General features: G+C 74.7%; 11 protein-coding genes and 1 pseudogene. 9 read left to right on the top strand and 3 right to left on the bottom strand.

Annotation, left to right across the window (positions count from 1 at the left end; translation table 11 throughout):
- Positions 1–53 precede the first annotated feature (53 nt).
- Together NYF13_RS20295 and NYF13_RS20290 are read right to left on the bottom strand one after the other, a co-directional pair.
- Positions 54–4154: an LPXTG cell wall anchor domain-containing protein gene (locus NYF13_RS20295; RefSeq protein WP_315658836.1), complete on the bottom strand. Its 4101-nt coding sequence runs from the start codon at positions 4152–4154 to the stop codon at positions 54–56.
- A gap of 102 nt (positions 4155–4256) precedes the next feature.
- A complete protein-coding gene (locus tag NYF13_RS20290) occupies positions 4257–5150 on the bottom strand; it encodes an endonuclease/exonuclease/phosphatase family protein (RefSeq protein WP_315658835.1) in 894 nt (297 codons plus the stop codon).
- Between the two features lie 64 nt (positions 5151–5214).
- Here NYF13_RS20290 and NYF13_RS20285 point away from each other — a divergent pair, with 64 nt between their 5' ends.
- From NYF13_RS20285 to NYF13_RS20260, 6 genes and pseudogenes are all read left to right on the top strand, one after another.
- A complete protein-coding gene (locus tag NYF13_RS20285; RefSeq protein ID WP_315658833.1) occupies positions 5215–5907 on the top strand; it encodes a response regulator transcription factor in 693 nt (230 codons plus the stop codon).
- Positions 5904–7223, top strand: a complete 1320-nt coding sequence (locus tag NYF13_RS20280; RefSeq protein ID WP_315658832.1) for a HAMP domain-containing sensor histidine kinase — start codon at positions 5904–5906, stop codon at positions 7221–7223. The genes NYF13_RS20285 and NYF13_RS20280 overlap by 4 nt, the downstream gene beginning before the upstream one ends.
- 66 nt (positions 7224–7289) lie before the next feature.
- Positions 7290–9215: a glycoside hydrolase gene (locus tag NYF13_RS20275; RefSeq protein WP_315658831.1), complete on the top strand. Its 1926-nt coding sequence runs from the start codon at positions 7290–7292 to the stop codon at positions 9213–9215.
- Positions 9216–9539: 324 nt separating this feature from the next.
- On the top strand, positions 9540–9731 hold the full coding sequence (locus tag NYF13_RS20270; protein WP_315658830.1) for a hypothetical protein: 192 nt from the start codon (positions 9540–9542) through the stop codon (positions 9729–9731).
- A pseudogene (locus tag NYF13_RS20265) lies at positions 9728–10129 on the top strand (class I SAM-dependent methyltransferase); the annotation flags it as partial. The gene NYF13_RS20270 and the pseudogene NYF13_RS20265, both read left to right, overlap by 4 nt.
- A 103-nt stretch (positions 10130–10232) precedes the next feature.
- Positions 10233–10781, top strand: coding sequence for an SAM-dependent methyltransferase (locus NYF13_RS20260; RefSeq protein WP_315658829.1), 549 nt, complete (start codon positions 10233–10235; stop codon positions 10779–10781).
- Positions 10782–10995: 214 nt separating this feature from the next.
- Here NYF13_RS20260 and NYF13_RS20255 read toward each other — a convergent pair whose 3' ends face one another.
- A complete protein-coding gene (locus tag NYF13_RS20255) occupies positions 10996–12018 on the bottom strand; it encodes an LLM class flavin-dependent oxidoreductase (RefSeq protein WP_315658828.1) in 1023 nt (340 codons plus the stop codon).
- 401 nt (positions 12019–12419) lie between these two features.
- Here NYF13_RS20255 and NYF13_RS20250 point away from each other — a divergent pair, with 401 nt between their 5' ends.
- Genes NYF13_RS20250 through NYF13_RS20240 form a run of 3 tightly spaced genes read left to right on the top strand, consistent with a single transcriptional unit; the run spans position 12420 to position 15816 of the window.
- Positions 12420–13145 (top strand): MerR family transcriptional regulator, encoded by a 726-nt coding sequence (locus tag NYF13_RS20250; RefSeq protein ID WP_315658827.1) that lies wholly within the window; start codon positions 12420–12422, stop codon positions 13143–13145.
- Positions 13142–13609 carry a hypothetical protein gene (locus NYF13_RS20245; RefSeq protein ID WP_315658826.1) on the top strand — a complete coding sequence of 156 codons (468 nt, stop codon included), beginning with the start codon at positions 13142–13144 and terminating at the stop codon, positions 13607–13609. Before NYF13_RS20250 ends, NYF13_RS20245 begins: the two co-directional genes overlap by 4 nt.
- An 11-nt stretch (positions 13610–13620) precedes the next feature.
- Positions 13621–15816 (top strand): hypothetical protein, encoded by a 2196-nt coding sequence (locus NYF13_RS20240; protein ID WP_315658825.1) that lies wholly within the window; start codon positions 13621–13623, stop codon positions 15814–15816.
- Positions 15817–15821 lie beyond the last annotated feature (5 nt).

Genomic DNA, 15821 nt, shown 5'->3' with positions numbered 1-15821 from the left:
GAAGCCGTTCCCGATTCCATCGGAACGCTTCCGGCCGGGCCTCTCCCCATCCGCTACCGCAGTCGCCGCCTCCCGGTCAGGTACAGGGCCAAGCCGGCGATCAGCAGCAGTCCGGCCAGCGAAAGCGGCCAGGCCACGTTCACCCCGGTGTCCGGCAGCCGGTGCGGCGGCTCACCCGGGCCGGTGACCGGGCCGGGACCGGGACCCGGGGCCGGCGGCGCCGGGAAGACCGGGACGGTGGCGCTCGCCTCGCCGCCGGGGACCGGCTTGCCCCCGGGGTCGGTGCCCGAGGCGGTGGCCACGTTGCGGACCCGGCCCGCCCGCACGTCCGCCGCGGTGACCGTGTGCGGCGTGGTGGTGCAGGTCATGGCCTGACCCGGGGCGAGCACGGTGGCCGGGCAGGTGACCGGGCCCGCCGTCGGGTCGTGCACCTCGATCCCGCGGACGGTCACCGCGCCGGGGTTGCGGACGGTGATCGTCCAGCTTATCCGGTCGCCGGCGCCGATCCGGCCGTCACCGTCGAGGTCGGAGGGCTGGGCCGTCTTCATGATCGTGAGCGCCGCCGCCGCGGTGACGCGCACCTTCGCGCTCGCCGGCGGCGAGTCGACCGGCGCACCGCCCTCGGGCGGGGTGCCCGTGGCCACGGCGGTGTTGTCGATCGACCCGGCGTCCACATCGGACTGCGTGACGCGGTAGGCCGCGGTGCAGGTGAGGTGCTGGCCGGGCGCCAGCGAGGCCCCGCCCGGGCAGACCGGGGCGGGCGCCGCGCCGCTGCCGGTGAACCGGGTCTCGCGGACCGTCACCGGGCTGAGCGTGACGTTGCCGGTGTTGGTGACCACGAAGGAGTAGGTGACCTCCTGGCCGGCGGCGGTGACCGTGTCCGGGCTCGCCGTCTTGGCCAGCGTCAGCGCGGCTTCGGCCGGGGTCGGCACGACCACGGTGGACGGGTTCGAGTCCGGCGGCTCGTGACCCGCCGGCGGGTTCCCGGTGGCGACGGCCGTGTTCGTCACCCGCCCGGCGTCCACATCGGACTGGGTCAGCGTGTAGGTCGCCGTGCAGACCGCCTGCTCGCCCGGCGCCAGGGTGGCCACGGTCTCGCCGCCGCCCGGGCACGACAGCGGGGAGAACGCCCCGGTGCCGGAGAACGCCGTCTCCCGCACCGTGACGTCGGCGAGGGTCACGTTGCCGGTGTTGGTCACCACGAACGAATAGCGGACGGTCTGGCCCGCGTGGAAGTGTCCCTCATCCGCCGGATCGGCCGACTTCACCAGCGACAGGCCCGTGCGGCCTGGCACGGTCACCCTCGCCTGAGCCGGTCCGGAGGTCACCGGGCCGCCCTGGGGCGGGGTACCGGTCGCCTCGGCGGTGTTGGTCACCGAGCCGGCGTCCGCGTCGGCCTGGGTCACGGTGTAGGAGGCGGTGCAGGTGATCGACTGGCCGGGGGCCAGCGTGTCCGCCGGGCACGCGATCGCCGAGAGCGTCCCGCTGCCGCTGAACGCGGTTTCCCGCACGGTCACCGCGGTCAGCGTGCGGTTGCCGCTGTTGGTCACCACGAACCGGTAGGCGACCTCGGCCCCGGCCCGGTCCACGGTGCTGGGCTCGGCCGTCTTGGCCAGGGTCAGCGCCGGGCCGCCGGCCGCCGTGACCACCGCGGTCGCCGGCGGGGTGGTCGCCGGGGGGAGACCGGCGGGCGGGGTGCCGGCGGCGGTCGCGCTGTTGGTGATCCGCCCGGCGTCGAGGTCGGCCTGGGTCACGGCGTAGTCCGCGGTGCACACGGCGCTCTGGCCGGGTGCCAGCGCCGGGACCGTGGTCCCGCCGGCCGGGCAGGTGACCGCGGAAAGCGTTCCGCTGCCGCTGAATTCGCCCTCGGTCACGGTCACGCCGGTCAGCGTGGTGTTGCCGGTGTTGGTCACCGTGAACGAGTAGCGGACCGGCTCGCCCGCGGTCGCGACCACGGGCGGCTCGGCCGATTTGGCCAGCGTGAGCGCGGCGGAGCGCAGGGCGGTCACCTTCGCCGAGGAAGGCGCCGAGGTGGTCGGCTCGGTCGCGCGCGGCGCCGTGCCGCGCGCGACGGCGGTGTTGTCGATCGCCCCCGCGTCGATGTCCGCCTGGGTGACGCGGTAGACGGCCAGGCAGGTCTGGGCCGCTCCGGGCGCGAGCACCACGTTCGGGCACTGGATCTCCGGAGCGGGACCGGAACCGGTGAACCGGGTCTCGTCCACCCCGACCCCGTGCAGCGTCACGTCCCCGGTGTTGGTCACGGTGAACCGGTAGGTCACGGACTGGCCCGCCCGCACGACCGTGGCCGGGTCGGCGGTCTTCTCCAGGGTGATCTCCGGGTGCGCGGGCGTCGGGATCGACACGCTGGAGGGGTTCGAGGTGGTCGGGTCCCCGGCGCCGGGCGGCCGGCCGTGCGCGGTGGCGGTGTTGTCCAGCCGGCCCGAGTCGACGTCCTCCTGCGTCAGCACGTAGGTGGCGGTGCAGGTGGTGGCGGCGCCGGGGGCGAGGGTGGCGACCGGGCAGACCGGGGTGGTCATCGCGGCGCTGCCGGAGAAGGCGGTCTCGTCGACCCCGATCTCGTTCAGCGGCACGTTGCCGGTGTTGGTGACCAGGAACGAGTAGGTGATCGGCTGCCCGGCCGTGAAGGACCCCGGGCCGTCGGGGGAGGCGGACTTCTTCAGGGTCAGCGCCGGCTTCGGCTTCTCGGTGGGGGTGCGGGTGGACGACGGGTCCGAGGTCACCCGGGTGGTCACGCCGGGTGGCCGCCCGGAGGCCGTCGCGGTGTTGACCGCGGCCCCGTTCGCCTCGTCCGCCGGGGTGATCACGTACGGGACCCGGGCGGTGCAGGTCTGCGACTGGCCCGGGGCCAGCGACGGCCGCGGGCAGGTGACCGCGCCGGCCTTGGCGTCGGCCACGGTGAGGTCGTTCAGCGTCAGCGCGCCGGTGTTGGTCACGGTGAAGGTGTACGCGACGGTGTCGCCGGCGTCGGTGATGCCGTTGCCGTTCACGTCGACCGGCGCGGCGGCGTGCTTCACCAGGCTCAGCGTGGCCGCCTTGGCCGTGTTGGTGATCGTGCAGGAGACGAAGTCGCCGACGTCGACGTGCACCCGGGCCGAGCCGCCGGCGTCACCGGTGGGCAGCTTGCCGTCGGCGGCGCCGTTGCGCGTGCAGGACCACGCTCGGTCGTAATTGGACTCCAGGCCCGAAGTGGCCTTCTCGTTCAGCGTGTAGTCGCCGCCGCGGGCCCCGGCCAGCACGGTGACCTCGCCGGTGCTGGCCGAGGAACCGCCCTTGGTGTCGGCGGAGCCGAGCACGGACCCGTCCGAAGCCGCGACGGAGACGCCGAAGGAGTCCCCGGCGAAGCCCCGGACGACCTTTTTGGACAGCTGGAGGCTGGAGACCAGCACGCCGAACCCGACCGCCTGGCGTCCGCCGCCCACCATGCGCTGGGTGAACGAGGTCGGCGCGTCCGAGGAGATGATCGCGGTGCCGGTCTTGTTGGAGCTGGTGCGGCCGACGCAGCGGACGGTGGTGGTGCCGATGCCGGTGTACCCGCCGCCGCACGCGTTGCCGATGCCCGGTCCGGAGGCGTCCGCGGTCAGGGACTCGATCGGCGAGGACGAGGTCCACTCGATGGACTCGCCGGGGTCGGTCGACTCGGCGTCCGCGCCCACCAGTCCGTATCCCTTGACCTCGGCGCCGCTCGCGTCGGTGGCGACGATGTCGGTCAGCGCGGCCACGGTGGTGGTGCCGGCGGCGGTCTGGTAGAGCGCGGGCTTGCCCGGCACCCCGGTGTAGTGCCCGGAGTTGCCCAGGTAGGCGGCCGAGTAGGTGGGCAGCGCGTTGGGGGCGACCGGACCGCCCGACACCTTGAGGGTGACCGCGAGCTTGTAGCCGCCCGGCAGTGCGAAGGTCAGGCGCTGGCCCGCGGCGGACGCCGCCTCCGAAGCGCTGTAGCCGGACAGGTCGAACCAGCACAGCGTGCGCGCGTAGGTGCCGGTGCCCGCCGTGGCGAACCCGCAGGTCTGCGTCTCGGCCGCGGACGCGGGGGAGCCCGGGCCGGGCACCGCCACCCCCAGCGCGAACAGCACCATGGCCAGCAGGGCGAGCATCACCCGCCGGGGCCTTCCGGCACCGGATTTCACACCACTCATCGACCGCGGACCTCTCGACTCGGCTCGGACTCCCCGCTCATCGTGCGTGAGCGTGCCCGTTCCGGCATCCGAAAAGGTGATCAATCAGTCCATAGTGGTCGGTCAGGGCCGGAAATCCGCTTGCAGGGCGAGGTGGTCGCTGCCGTGGGCCGGGAGCACGGTGGCGGCGGCCGGGGTCAGGCCGCGGGCCAGCACGTGGTCGGGGCGGGTGAGCGGGAAGGCCGCGGGCCAGGTGAAGCCGAACCCCGTCCGGACCTCGGGGACGGTGGCGGCCAGCGCGTCGAACCGGCGGTCGGTCGAGGCGGTGTTGAGGTCGCCGAGCACCAGCACCCGGGGGGAGCGGTCGGCCCGGAGCAGCCCAGTCAGCTCGGCCAGCGCCCGGTCGCGGGCGGCGGTCTCGCCGAGCCGGATGGAGGCGAGGTGGGCGACGTAGACCGTGACCGGCCCGGAGGGCAGCCGGACCCGCGCCCGCAGGGCCCGGGCCCAGCCCTGCGCCAGGTCGAGCCGCTCCATCTCGCCGAGCGGGTACCGGCTCCAGAGCCCGACAGTGCCGGCGAAGGCCCGGTACGGGTGGCCGGGGCGCAGCGCCGAATCGATCGCGGGGCCGGTGCGCCCGGTCCGTTCCTGGACCGCGACCAGCCCGGCGCCGGTCCCGGCCAGGGCCGCGGCCGCCGCGCCGGCCTCGGGGTTGCCCGCGCCGACGTTCTGCGTCACCACCGTGAGCCCGCCCGGCCCGCCGTCCGGAGCCGAGGGCACGAACAGCGCCGCCCACGCGAGCACGGGCACCAGCAGGGCGGCCGGCCCGGACCGCGACCGCAGGACCAGCGCCAGCCCGGCGATCGGGAGCACGCCGAGGCCGAACCAGGGCAGGAAGCTGTCCACCAGGGTGCCCGCGCCGCCGAGGTCGGGCACCAGGCGGTGGCCCAGCAGCAGGGCCGCCAGTGCCAGCGCCAGCGCCGGGGGCACCAGGGCCCGCGGCCGTCGAAGGGAGAGCATGCGACCACAGTGGACTCGTTCGATGAGAGGTTTCTGAAACCGCCTCGGCTACCCTGGCCGGGTCATGGACGAATCCCTTGCCCCACTGGTCCTCGTCGCCGACGACGAGCCCGCGGTACGGGCCGCCGTCGCCGACGCCCTGGAAGCGCACGCCTACCGGGTGGTCACGGCCGAGGACGGGCCCGCGGCCCTGCGGGCGGTGTCCGCGCACGGGCCGGACCTGGTCCTGCTCGACGTGCTGATGCCCGGGATCGACGGCCTCGGCGTGTGCCGGGCGCTGCGGGCCGCGGGAAACCGGGTGCCGATCCTGGTGCTGACCGCCCGCGCCGCGGCCGACGACCGGGTCGGCGGACTGGACGCGGGCGCCGACGACTACGTCGTCAAGCCGTACCACCTGGGGGAACTGCTGGCCCGGGTGCGCGCGCTGCTGCGGCGCGGCGGGCCCGAGCCGGACGGGGCGCCGCCGCGCGTCGCGGACCTGGTGCTGGACCCGGTTTCGCGGCAGGGGCGTCGCGGGGAGCGGACCATCCAGTTCACCGGGACCGAGTTCGCGCTGCTGGAACTGCTGCTGCGCAACCGCGGGCAGGTGCTGACCCGCGAGGTGATCACCGAACGCGTGTGGGGCTACGACTTCGGCCCGGCCAGCAACCCGGTCGAGGTCTACATCCGCTACCTGCGGCGGAAACTCGAGGCCGAAGGCGAGCCGAGGCTGGTGCACACCGTGCGCGGGGTGGGCTACCAGCTGAGGGAGCCGTGAGGCGGGCGCTGCCGCTGCGCACCCGGCTGGCCGCGCTGGCCGCGCTGTCGGTCGCGGTGGCCGTGGCCGCCATGGCGTTCGCCGCGTACTTCTTCTTCGACCGCGAGCTCGCCCGTCAGCTCGACGTCGGGCTGGCCCGCGAGAGCAACCGGATCCTGCTGCAGCTCAAGCAGGGCGACTGGTACCGCCCGGACGAGCGGAGCTGCCAGTGGCTGGCGGCGCCGGCCTGCGCGCAGCTCGTCACGGCCGCGCCGGGCGGGCCCGCGCTGTTCCCGGTCGCCCCCGAGGCCCGCGGGGTCGCGGCGGGCACGCGGGCGGAGTTCACCGGCGACGTCGTGGCCGGCGGGCTGGCCCTGCGGGTGCGGACCGTGCCGGTGCGCCCGGGGCAGGCCCTGCAGGTGGCCGTGCGCTCGGACCAGGTGGCCCAGAGCCTCGACCGGATCCGCCGGGTGCTGCTGCTCGCCGGCGCCGGTGGGGTGGTGCTGGCCTGCGGCTGCGGCTACCTGGTGGCGCGGGCCGGGCTGCGGCCGCTGGCCCGGATCACCGGGGCCACCCGGCACATCGCCGAGACCCGGGACCCGGGCCACCGGATCACCGTGCGCGGCCGGGACGAGCCGGCCGAGCTGGCCCGGCACTTCAACACCATGCTCGCCGCGCTGGAGGAGTCGCTGACCGCCCAGCGCCGGCTCGTCGCGGACGCCTCGCACGAGCTGCGGACCCCGCTGACCGCCCTGCGCTCGGACATCGACCTGCTCACCCTGGGCACCCCGCTCACCGACGATCGGCGGCGGCAGGTCCTGCGCCGCATCGGCGACCAGTTCGAGGAGCTGACCCGCCTGGTCGACGACCTGATCGAGCTGGCCCGCGGCGACGAACCCCGGCCCGATCCCGAAGCGGTGCCGCTGGAAGCCGTGGTGGGCGAGCGGGTCGAACTGGCCCGGCGGCACTGGCCGGGTGTCACCTTCACCGCCCGGCTGGAGCCGGCCCTGGTCACCGGCAGCGCGGAGCGCCTGGCCCGCGCGGTGGGGAACCTGCTGGACAACGCGGCCAAGTTCTCCCCGGCGGGCGGCACGGTGGCGGTCGAGCTCACCGGGCGCCGGCTGACCGTCCGGGACGAGGGGCCCGGGGTCGCGGAAGCCGACCGGGCGCGGGTGTTCGACCGGTTCTACCGGGCGCCGGCGATGCGGGGCGTGCCCGGTTCGGGCCTGGGGCTGGCGATCGTGGCCCAGGTGGCGCGGGCCCACGGGGCCCGGGCCGAGGTGGGTTCGGCCCCGGGCGGGGGCGCGGAGTTCGTGGTCCGGTTCCCGCCGGGCTGAGCGCCTGCGGCCGGGCCGCTGCCGGATCTCATCTGCCGCTCATCCGCGCCGTCCACGGTGGGGGCCATGAGCAGACGAAGGAAACCGGCCGTGCTGGCCATGTCGACCATGGTGGCCGCCTCGGTGCTGGCCGGGGCGCCCGCGGCCCGAGCCGATCGCGGGCCCGGCCCCCTGGTCATCCCGGTCACCGGCGGAATCGTGCGGCTGGACCCGGACGGACTGCGGATCGACGCCCTGACCGCCGCCGGGCCGCGAACGCTGTCCGAAGGGGCGCGAGAGCCGCTGGGCGCCCCGGGGCCGGTGTCCCTCCGCCACGGCACCTACACCTGGTCCTACCCGGACCGGGGCCTGACCGCCTCGGCCTCGGCGCGCGAGGGCCGCCTGGTGGTGGACCTGGAGGCGACCGCGGGCAGCACGCTGAGCTGGCCGGTCACCGGCACCGACCCGGCCGCCTCCGCCGTGCAGTTCCCCCGGGGCGAAGGGCTGAGCGTGCCGGTCGCCGACCCGTGGTGGAACGGGCAGCTCGGCGGCGCCGGCCCGGTGCGCCTGCAGGACCTCACCATGCCGTTCTGGGGCTACACCCTCGGCCCGGTCGGCGCCGGGTACGTGGTGCCGACCGACCTCGGCACCAGCCTGGAGTTCGTCTCCCGGGCGGGCCGGCTGCACACCGCGGCCACCCACCGGTTCGACGCCGGGGACGGGACTTCGGGCTACACCGTGGCGTTCAGCATCACCGACGGCTCCCCGGTGGCCCCCGCGCTCGACTACCGCCGCTGGCTGGCCGGGCACGGGCAGCTCAGCCGGCTGGAGCAGAAGATCCGCGCCAACCCGGCGGTGGGCAGGCTGATCGGCGCCTTCCACGCCTACCTCTGGGGCGACGGCCGCACCGCCGAGACCGTCCGCCGGATGCAGCAGCTCGGCCTCGGCCGGATGTGGCTGGGCTACGACTCCGACGGCACCCCGATGCCCGCCGACGCCGTCCGCGCCGCCCGGGACGCCGGTTACCTGGTCGGCCCCTACGACAGCTGGGACAACGCACAGGACCCGGCCACCGCCGACACCCCGGCCGCCCGCTGGCCGTCGCCGGTCTGGCCGGGCGCCTGCGTGCAGGACGCGCAGGGCCGGCCGGAGACCGGGTTCGGGGGCCGCGGCTGCTACCTCAGCTCCCAGGCCCTGGCCGAGGCCGAGCCCACCCACAACTACCTGGCCGGCCGCGTCGCCGCGACGGCCGCGAACGGCGTGGACAGCTACTTCCTGGACGTGGACGCGACCGGCGAGCTGTTCCGCGACCACAGCGCCGCCCACCCGATGACCGAGGCGCAGGACCGGGCCAACCGCCTGTCCCGCATGGAGAAGCTGAGCGAGCGGTTCGTGCTGGGCTCGGAGACCGCCGGGGCCTGGGCCAACCCGGCGCTCGCGTTCAGCCACGGCTCCAGCAGCCCGGTCGCGGACGGGCTGTGGGCCGCCGAGCGGGACAAGGACGCCTGGGGCACCTACTGGCCGCCCGCGCGGCCCGGCTTCTTCTTCAAGCCCGCCACCCTTCCCGCGGACGTGGCCAAGGCGATGTTCGACCCGCGCTACCGCGTCCCCCTGTACGAGACGGTGCTGCACGACTCGGTGGTCAGCCTCGACCGCTGGGAGCTGCCGCTGGACAAGCTGCCCGGGCAGCGCCGCACCCGGATCCTGCTGGCCATGCTCTACAACACCCCGCTCAACCTCGCCCTGGACCGCCAGACCCTGGCCGCGGAGGGCCCGGAACTGGCTTCGCTGCAACGTTTCTTCGCTGGGCTCCAGTCCGCGGCGGGCACGAAGGCGATGACCGGCTTCACCACGCTGTCCGGTGACCGCCTGGTCCAGCGGACCACCTTCGGCGAGCACGCGCTGGTCGTCACGGCGAACTTCGGCCCAGCCGCCTACGGAGGGCTGCCCGGCGGCTGCGTGAAGGCCGAGCCGCTCGGGCAGCCGGCTCGGCTGCTCTGCCCGGGGGCCTGAAACGCGGACCGCGCCAGGTCTGCCCGCCTGGCGCGGTTCACCGGTCCGGCGACCGCCGAGGCGCTTCGAGCCGGGCGGGCCAGGGGATGAGCACCTGTCGCAGCCGCGCGACGTCGGCCGGGGAGAGATCGCCGGCCAGCCGGCGCTCGTGGGGCAGGTGCTCGGTGAACGCGGCGGCGATCAGCTCGCGCCCGGCCGGGGTCGGCTCGCGACCACGCGCTCGGCGTGACCGCCGCGGCGGGCGCGATGGCCCTGTCTTCGGTCGGCCACCTCCGGTCGAAGCGCTGGGCCGACGTGATCGCCTCGACTTCCTAACCGCCGATCGTGGACGGCCTGCTGCTGATCCCGCTGGCGGTACTGGCCGAGGGGGCGCCGCCCACGCTGGACCGGGCCGCGCTGCTCGGGTCCGGGTACCTCACCGTGGTGGTCACCGCGCTGGCGTTCGCCGCCCGGTTCACCGGGCGGAAGCACCTGCCCGCCGCGTCGGTCGGCCGATCGGGCCGCTCAACCCGGTGACCGGGGTCCTGCTCGCCGGGGACGCGCTCACCGGGCGCCGGGCCCCCTTCTGTCCCGAGTGGACGAACCGCCCCCGCCGGCGCGGAGGGTGCTTCGATGACCACGGCGGTCACCGGGGCCGGGGGAGGACGGGACGGGTGACGACTTCCGGCCGGCACGACGGAGATCGCTGGGACCTGGCCTCCAGCGTCGGCACGACCGCCACCGCGGCCGCGGCGGCCCGGGCGATCGCCTCCCGCGAGGACCCTTCGCGGTTCGACGACCCGTTCGCCGAGCCGCTCGTGCGGGCGGTCGGGGTCGAGCTGCTGACCCGGCTGGCGACCGGCGAGCTGCCCCCGGGCGAGCTGGTCGAACGGGCGATGATCGACGTGGCCAAGGTGCGGGGCCGGTTCTACGACGGGTTCTTCCTCGAAGCGACCGCCGCGGGCGTCCGGCAGGCGGTGCTGCTGGCCTCGGGGCCTGGACTCCCGCGCGTACCGGCTGGCCTGGCCGCCCGGGACCGTGGTCTACGAGCTGGACCAGCCGGGGGTGGTCGAGTTCAAGACCCGCACCCTGGCCGGGCTGGGCGCCGAGCCCGCCGCCGAGCACCGGATCGCCGCGGCCGACCTGCGCGAGGACTGGCCCGCGGCCCTGCGCACCGCCGGTTTCGACCCGGCCCGCCCGACCGCGTGGAGCGCCGAAGGCCTGCTCGGCTACCTGCCGCCGGACGCCCAGGATCGCCTGCTGGACACCGTCACCGAGCTGAGCGCCCCGGGCAGCCGGCTGGCCACCGAGAGCCGCCCCGCCCCGGAACCGGCCGGCGAGGACCGGACCCGGGAAAGTCTCGACCGCATCTCGCAGCGCTGGAAGGACCGCGGCTTCGACCCGGGTATGGCCAAGCTGCGGTACTACGGCGACCGCAACGAGGCCGGCCCGTACCTGACCGGCCTCGGCTGGACGCTGACCGGGGCCACGGTGCGCGAACTGCTCGCCGTGGCCGGCCTCGCACCCCTGGGCGAGGACGGCCTGAGGATGGGTGAGGTGCGTTACGTCAGCGGCGTGCTCGGCTGACCGGCGAGCGTGGGCGGCTGACCGGCGCCGCGCACGCCCGGGGTCGTCTGGCTGAAGGCGTGCGGGTCCCGGCAACCGGTGCCTCGGCCGCGGCGGGCCCGCGCGACGTCGGCGACGGGCCGCCGGCCGGTGGGGCGAGCGCGGGTGGGTCGCCACGGTGAGCGGCTCGCGCACCGCTTCGACCCAGGCCGAGTGCGCGGGGCGCCGGTCCGGATCAGCGCCAGCCCAGCTCCGGCGCCACGTGCGTGAGGATGCTCTCCAGCACGTGGGTGTTGTACTCGACGCCGAGCTGGTTCGGGACGGTCAGCAGCAGGGTGTCCGCGGCCGCGATGGCCTCGTCCTGCCGGAGCTGCCGCACCAGCTCGTCCGGTTCCGCGGCGTAGGAGCGGCCGAAGACGGCGCGGGTCGTGTCGTCGATCATGCCGATCTGGTCGCGGGACCGGCGGTCGTGGCCGAAGTAGGCGTGGTCCAGCTCACTGGTCAGGGCGAAGATGCTGCGGCTGACCGAGACCCGCGGCTCCCGGTCGTGGCCGGCCTCCCGCCAGGCCTGCCGGTAGGCCTCGATCTGCTTGCGCTGCTGGACGTGCAGCGGCTCGCCGGACTCGTCGGTCTTGAGGGTCGAGCTCTGCAGGTTCAGGCCGAGCTTCGCGGCCCAGACGCCGGTGCCGTTGGAGCTGGAGCCCCACCAGACGCGCTCACGCAGGCCCGGGGAGTGCGGCTCGACCCGCAGCAGGCCGGGCGGGTTGGCGAACATCGGCCGCGGATTCGGCTGCGCGAAGCCCGCACCCTCGATCACCTCGAGGAAGGACTCGGTGTGCCGGCGCGCCATATCCGCTTCGGTCTCGCCCTCGCGGGGCACGAAGCCGAAGTACCGCCAGCCGTCGATCACCTGCTCGGGGGAGCCACGGCTGACGCCGAGCTGCAGCCGCCCGCCCGAGATGAGGTCGGCCGCCCCGGCGTCCTCGGCCATGTACAGCGGGTTCTCGTAGCGCATGTCGATCACGCCCGTGCCGATCTCGATCCGCGACGTGCGGGCGCCGATCGCCGACAGCAGCGGGAACGGGCTCGCCGCCTGGCGCGCGAAGTGGTGCACGCGGAAGTACGCGCCGTCCGCGCCCAGCTCCTCGGCCGCCACCGCCAGGTCGATCGACTGGTGCAGGAAGTCGGCGGCCGACCGGGTCGCCGATGGGGGGCTCTCCGACCAGTGGCCGAACGAGAGGAATCCGATCTTCTTCACGCACGCCTCAGCGCCCGGCGGCCGGGTTTGATTCCCCGGGTCCGGCGGGGAAATCCGGCGCGGTCGATTCGGCGGGTCCCGCCCCGCCGCGGGTCCTGCGGGTGTAGGAGCGCGGCCGTGGTGCGTCACGCTCAGTGGACAGGGGGGCAGCTACGCCGGGCAGAAAGGGTGAAGATCGGTGCTCTCCTTGGCCGGTCCGGCCCGGCACCGTGTCCACTGGTACCGGGCGGCGCGCCCGGGTCGGGTCGAGCCGATCGCGCGGTCGGGGTGAACGGCAGTAATCTGGAACCGACGGCGGGACGGGCATTACGGGCAGCGATTCTTGACCGCGCGGCCCGGGCCCGGTTTGGATGGCCCGGGCGGCGTGCCGGGGCCGCGGAACGAACTCCTGGAGGGGAGCCATGGCGTGGAGCACTCGCGAGGTCGCCGACCTCGCCGGTGCCAGCGTGCGCGCCGTGCGGCACTACCACGAGATCGGCCTGCTCAGCGAGCCGGAACGCGGTGCCAACGGCTACAAGCACTACGGCCCGTCACACCTGCTGCGGGTGCTGCGGATCAAGCGGCTGACCACGCTCGGCTTCTCGCTGCCCCAGATCGCCGCCATGGGCGAGGCCGACGACCACTTCGAAGCGGCCCTGCGCTCGTTGGACGAGGAGCTGGCCGCGACCGTCGCGAGGCTGCGGCGCACCCGGGTCGAGCTGAAGCAGATCCTGAGCGAGGACGTCCCGGCGGCCCCGGAGCCGGCCCCCACCGGGCTGACCGACGCCGACCGCGCCTACCTGGTCGTCCTCGGCCGGGTGCTGGGCCCGGTGGGCCTGCGGGCCCACGAGCGGGTGCTCCGGCGGCTGCGCGAGCACCCGGCGATGGCGGAGTTCGACCGGTTGCCCGCCGGCGCCGGTGAGGACACCCGCCGCCGGCTGGCCGAGCGGCTGGCCCCGCACGTCGGCGCCCTGCACGCCGGCTGGGCCGAACTGAAGGGCACCACGGCGGACGCGCCCCGTGGCCCGCAGTTCGCCGAGGACATGATGAACGCGGCGATCCACGATCTCTACAACCCGGCGCAGATCGACGTCATGGCCCGGGTCGGTGGCCTCCCCGGAGCACCGGGAGGGCCAGGGCTGTCATGAGTGAAAAGGAAGAGAAGACGATGGCGGACGAGACTCCCGTGCTGAGGGACGCGATGCCGGCCACGGCGCAGTGGCAGGCGGTGGAGCCGTTGAAGCCGATGCTGTCCGGCCGGAAGATGGTGGACCTCGCCCGCTCCGGCAGCTTCTCGGTCGACGACACGACCGGCGACAAGATGATCGCGGCGCTCGAGGCGGTGATCGACACGCTCGAGCACCGCTGGAGCGCGCTGCAGAAGGTGGGCGAGAGGCCCGCGATGTCGTCCACCGCCACCGGCGAGTGGGTCGCCCAGCATATGAGCAACACGGCGAACGACGCGCAGGGCCTGCTCACGCAGCTGCAGGCGGCGAAGAACGAGTTCCCGACCTACATCGAGGCGATCAAGCTCGCCAAGAAGAACTACGCCGATCGTGAGAGCGGGACCAAGGCCACGCTCAAGAACCTGCCCTCCGCCGACCAGAGCTGAAAGGAACTTCCGTGGCAACGGTCACCGACAAGGACAAAGCGGCGGTCTCCGATCCGAAGTCGCCGGAGTACGACAAGAAGAGCCCGGACTACGACCCGAAGATGGACTCGAGCTCGCCGGACTACGAGATGACGGCCGACCCGTCGAACAAGTACTACGTCGGCCCGATCTCCGACCACGCGAAGTCGGGCGACGACCTGCGGGACATCTCCACCGTGCAGGGCGACATCCTGGGCAGCTGGCTCGGCCCGGTGCTCAACCCGAATTCGAAGAACCAGCTGATCCAGGGCCTCTACCAGGCGAACCTGGACAACAGCAAGAAGGGCCTGCAGAACGGGCTGACCATGCGTGACCCGGGCACCCCGCCGGTCACCAACTGGGACAACGCCACCCACGAGCAGATGCAGAAGGCGATCACGGAGCAGGCCGACCCGGCCACCGTCGCCTCCTCCTCCGAGGAGTGGGTGAGCGTCGGCAACGAACTCACCGGGCACCAGAAGACGCTGGCCGACGCCATCAACGCCAGCTCCTCGAACTGGCAGGGCGGTGGTGGCGACGCGGCCCGGGAGCACATGGCGAACGTCGGCAAGTGGCTCGGCGAGACCGCCCAGGGCTCGGTGCTGTCCGGCCGGCAGCAGGAGGTCCACTCGCAGGCGCTGAACCAGACCCAGATCGCGATGAAGGCGAACCCGCCGGTCGAGTTCAACGTGGGGCAGTCCATCGCGCAACTGCAGACGATCAAGGACCCGGTGCAGTACGGCGTGTCGGCCGCCCTGATCACCGGCAAGTACCGCGAGCAGCAGGCCGCCCGCGGGCAGGCCGCGCAGACGATGGCGCAGTACGACAAGACCATCGCCGGCGCCGTCGCCACCCCGCACTTCCCGGCCCCGCCGAAGCTGGACAGCCAGAAGGGCGGCAGTGCCAGCGGCGCCGGGACCCCGTTCTCGTCGATGGCGAAGCCCCTTTCCCCGGCCGTGCGGCTCGGTCCGAACGGCGAGCAGCTGGGCCCGGACGGCAAGCCGGTGCTCGGCCCGAACGGCCAGCCGATCGGCGCCGACGGCAAGCCGCTGACCGGGCCGAACGGTGGACCGGTCGGTCCGGACGGCAAGCCGGTGCTGGGTCCGAACGGGATCCCGCTGGGTCCGAACGGCCAGCCCGTCGGCCCCGACGGCAAGCCGCTGACCGGGCCGAACGGCGGTCCGGTCGGTCCGGACGGCAAGCCGGTGCTGGGTCCTAACGGGATCCCGCTGGGTCCGAACGGCCAGCCCGTCGGCCCCGACGGCAAGCCGCTCGGCGGCCTGGGCGGCGGTGGCAACGGCGGTGGCGGTGGTAACGGCAGCGGCGGCAGCCCCGCCATGCCCCCGCTCAACCTGCCCGGCGGCGGTCCGGGCGACGGGACGCAGGCCCAGGGCTACGCCCCGCCGAAGATGCCGGACATCACCCTCCCGACCGGGGGCAGCCCGGGCGGTGGGATTCCGGGTGGCGGCATCCCGGGCGGGGGCCTGCCCGGTGGCGGCAGCCCCGGCAGCCCGGGCTTCACCCCGCCGCCGTTCTCGATGCCCCCGGTCAGCCTGCCGAAGGACAAGGACCCGGGCGGGACCAAGGCCCAGGGCTTCACCCCGCCGTCGATCCCGGACATCGACCTGCCGCCGGGCGGCGGCCCGGGCGGGAGCACCGGCGGTGGCCCGAGCTACAAGCCGCCGTCCATCCCGGACATCGGCCTGCCGGGCGGCGGCCCGCTCGGTGGCGGACCGGGCTACACCCCGCCGAAGATGCCCGACCTCAACTTGCCGGGCGGTGGCGGTTCCGGTGGCAGCCTCGGCGGCTCCGGCGGGGCGGGCGGCGGCAAGATGCCGTCGATCGGCGGAGTCAACGGCGAGAGCATCAGCAGCCGGCTCGGCGGTGGCGCCGGCGGGCTGGGCGGGGCCAAGGGCCTGGGCGGACCGGGCAGCAGCACCGGCGCCGGCGGCCTGACCCCCGAAGAGCTGGCCGCGCGCGGTGGTGCGGCCGGGGCCGGCGGCAAGGGCGCCCCCGGTTCGCCGGGCATGGGCGGTATGGGCGCGGCGAACAAGGGCGGCAAGGGCCCGGAGGACAAGGAGCACAAGATCGCCGACTACGTGGAGTCCGACGATCCGTCGTTCTTCTCCCCGGACGAGGTCGTCGCGCCGCCGGTGATCGGCGACTGGAAGAACACGGACTGGAAGTGAGCGGG

Source organism: Amycolatopsis sp. PS_44_ISF1 (genome assembly GCF_032335455.1).
Classification (GTDB): Bacteria; Actinomycetota; Actinomycetes; order Mycobacteriales; family Pseudonocardiaceae; genus Amycolatopsis.
Note: the sequence above shows the minus strand (reverse complement) of the source record. Positions and strands in the feature narration are given on the sequence as shown.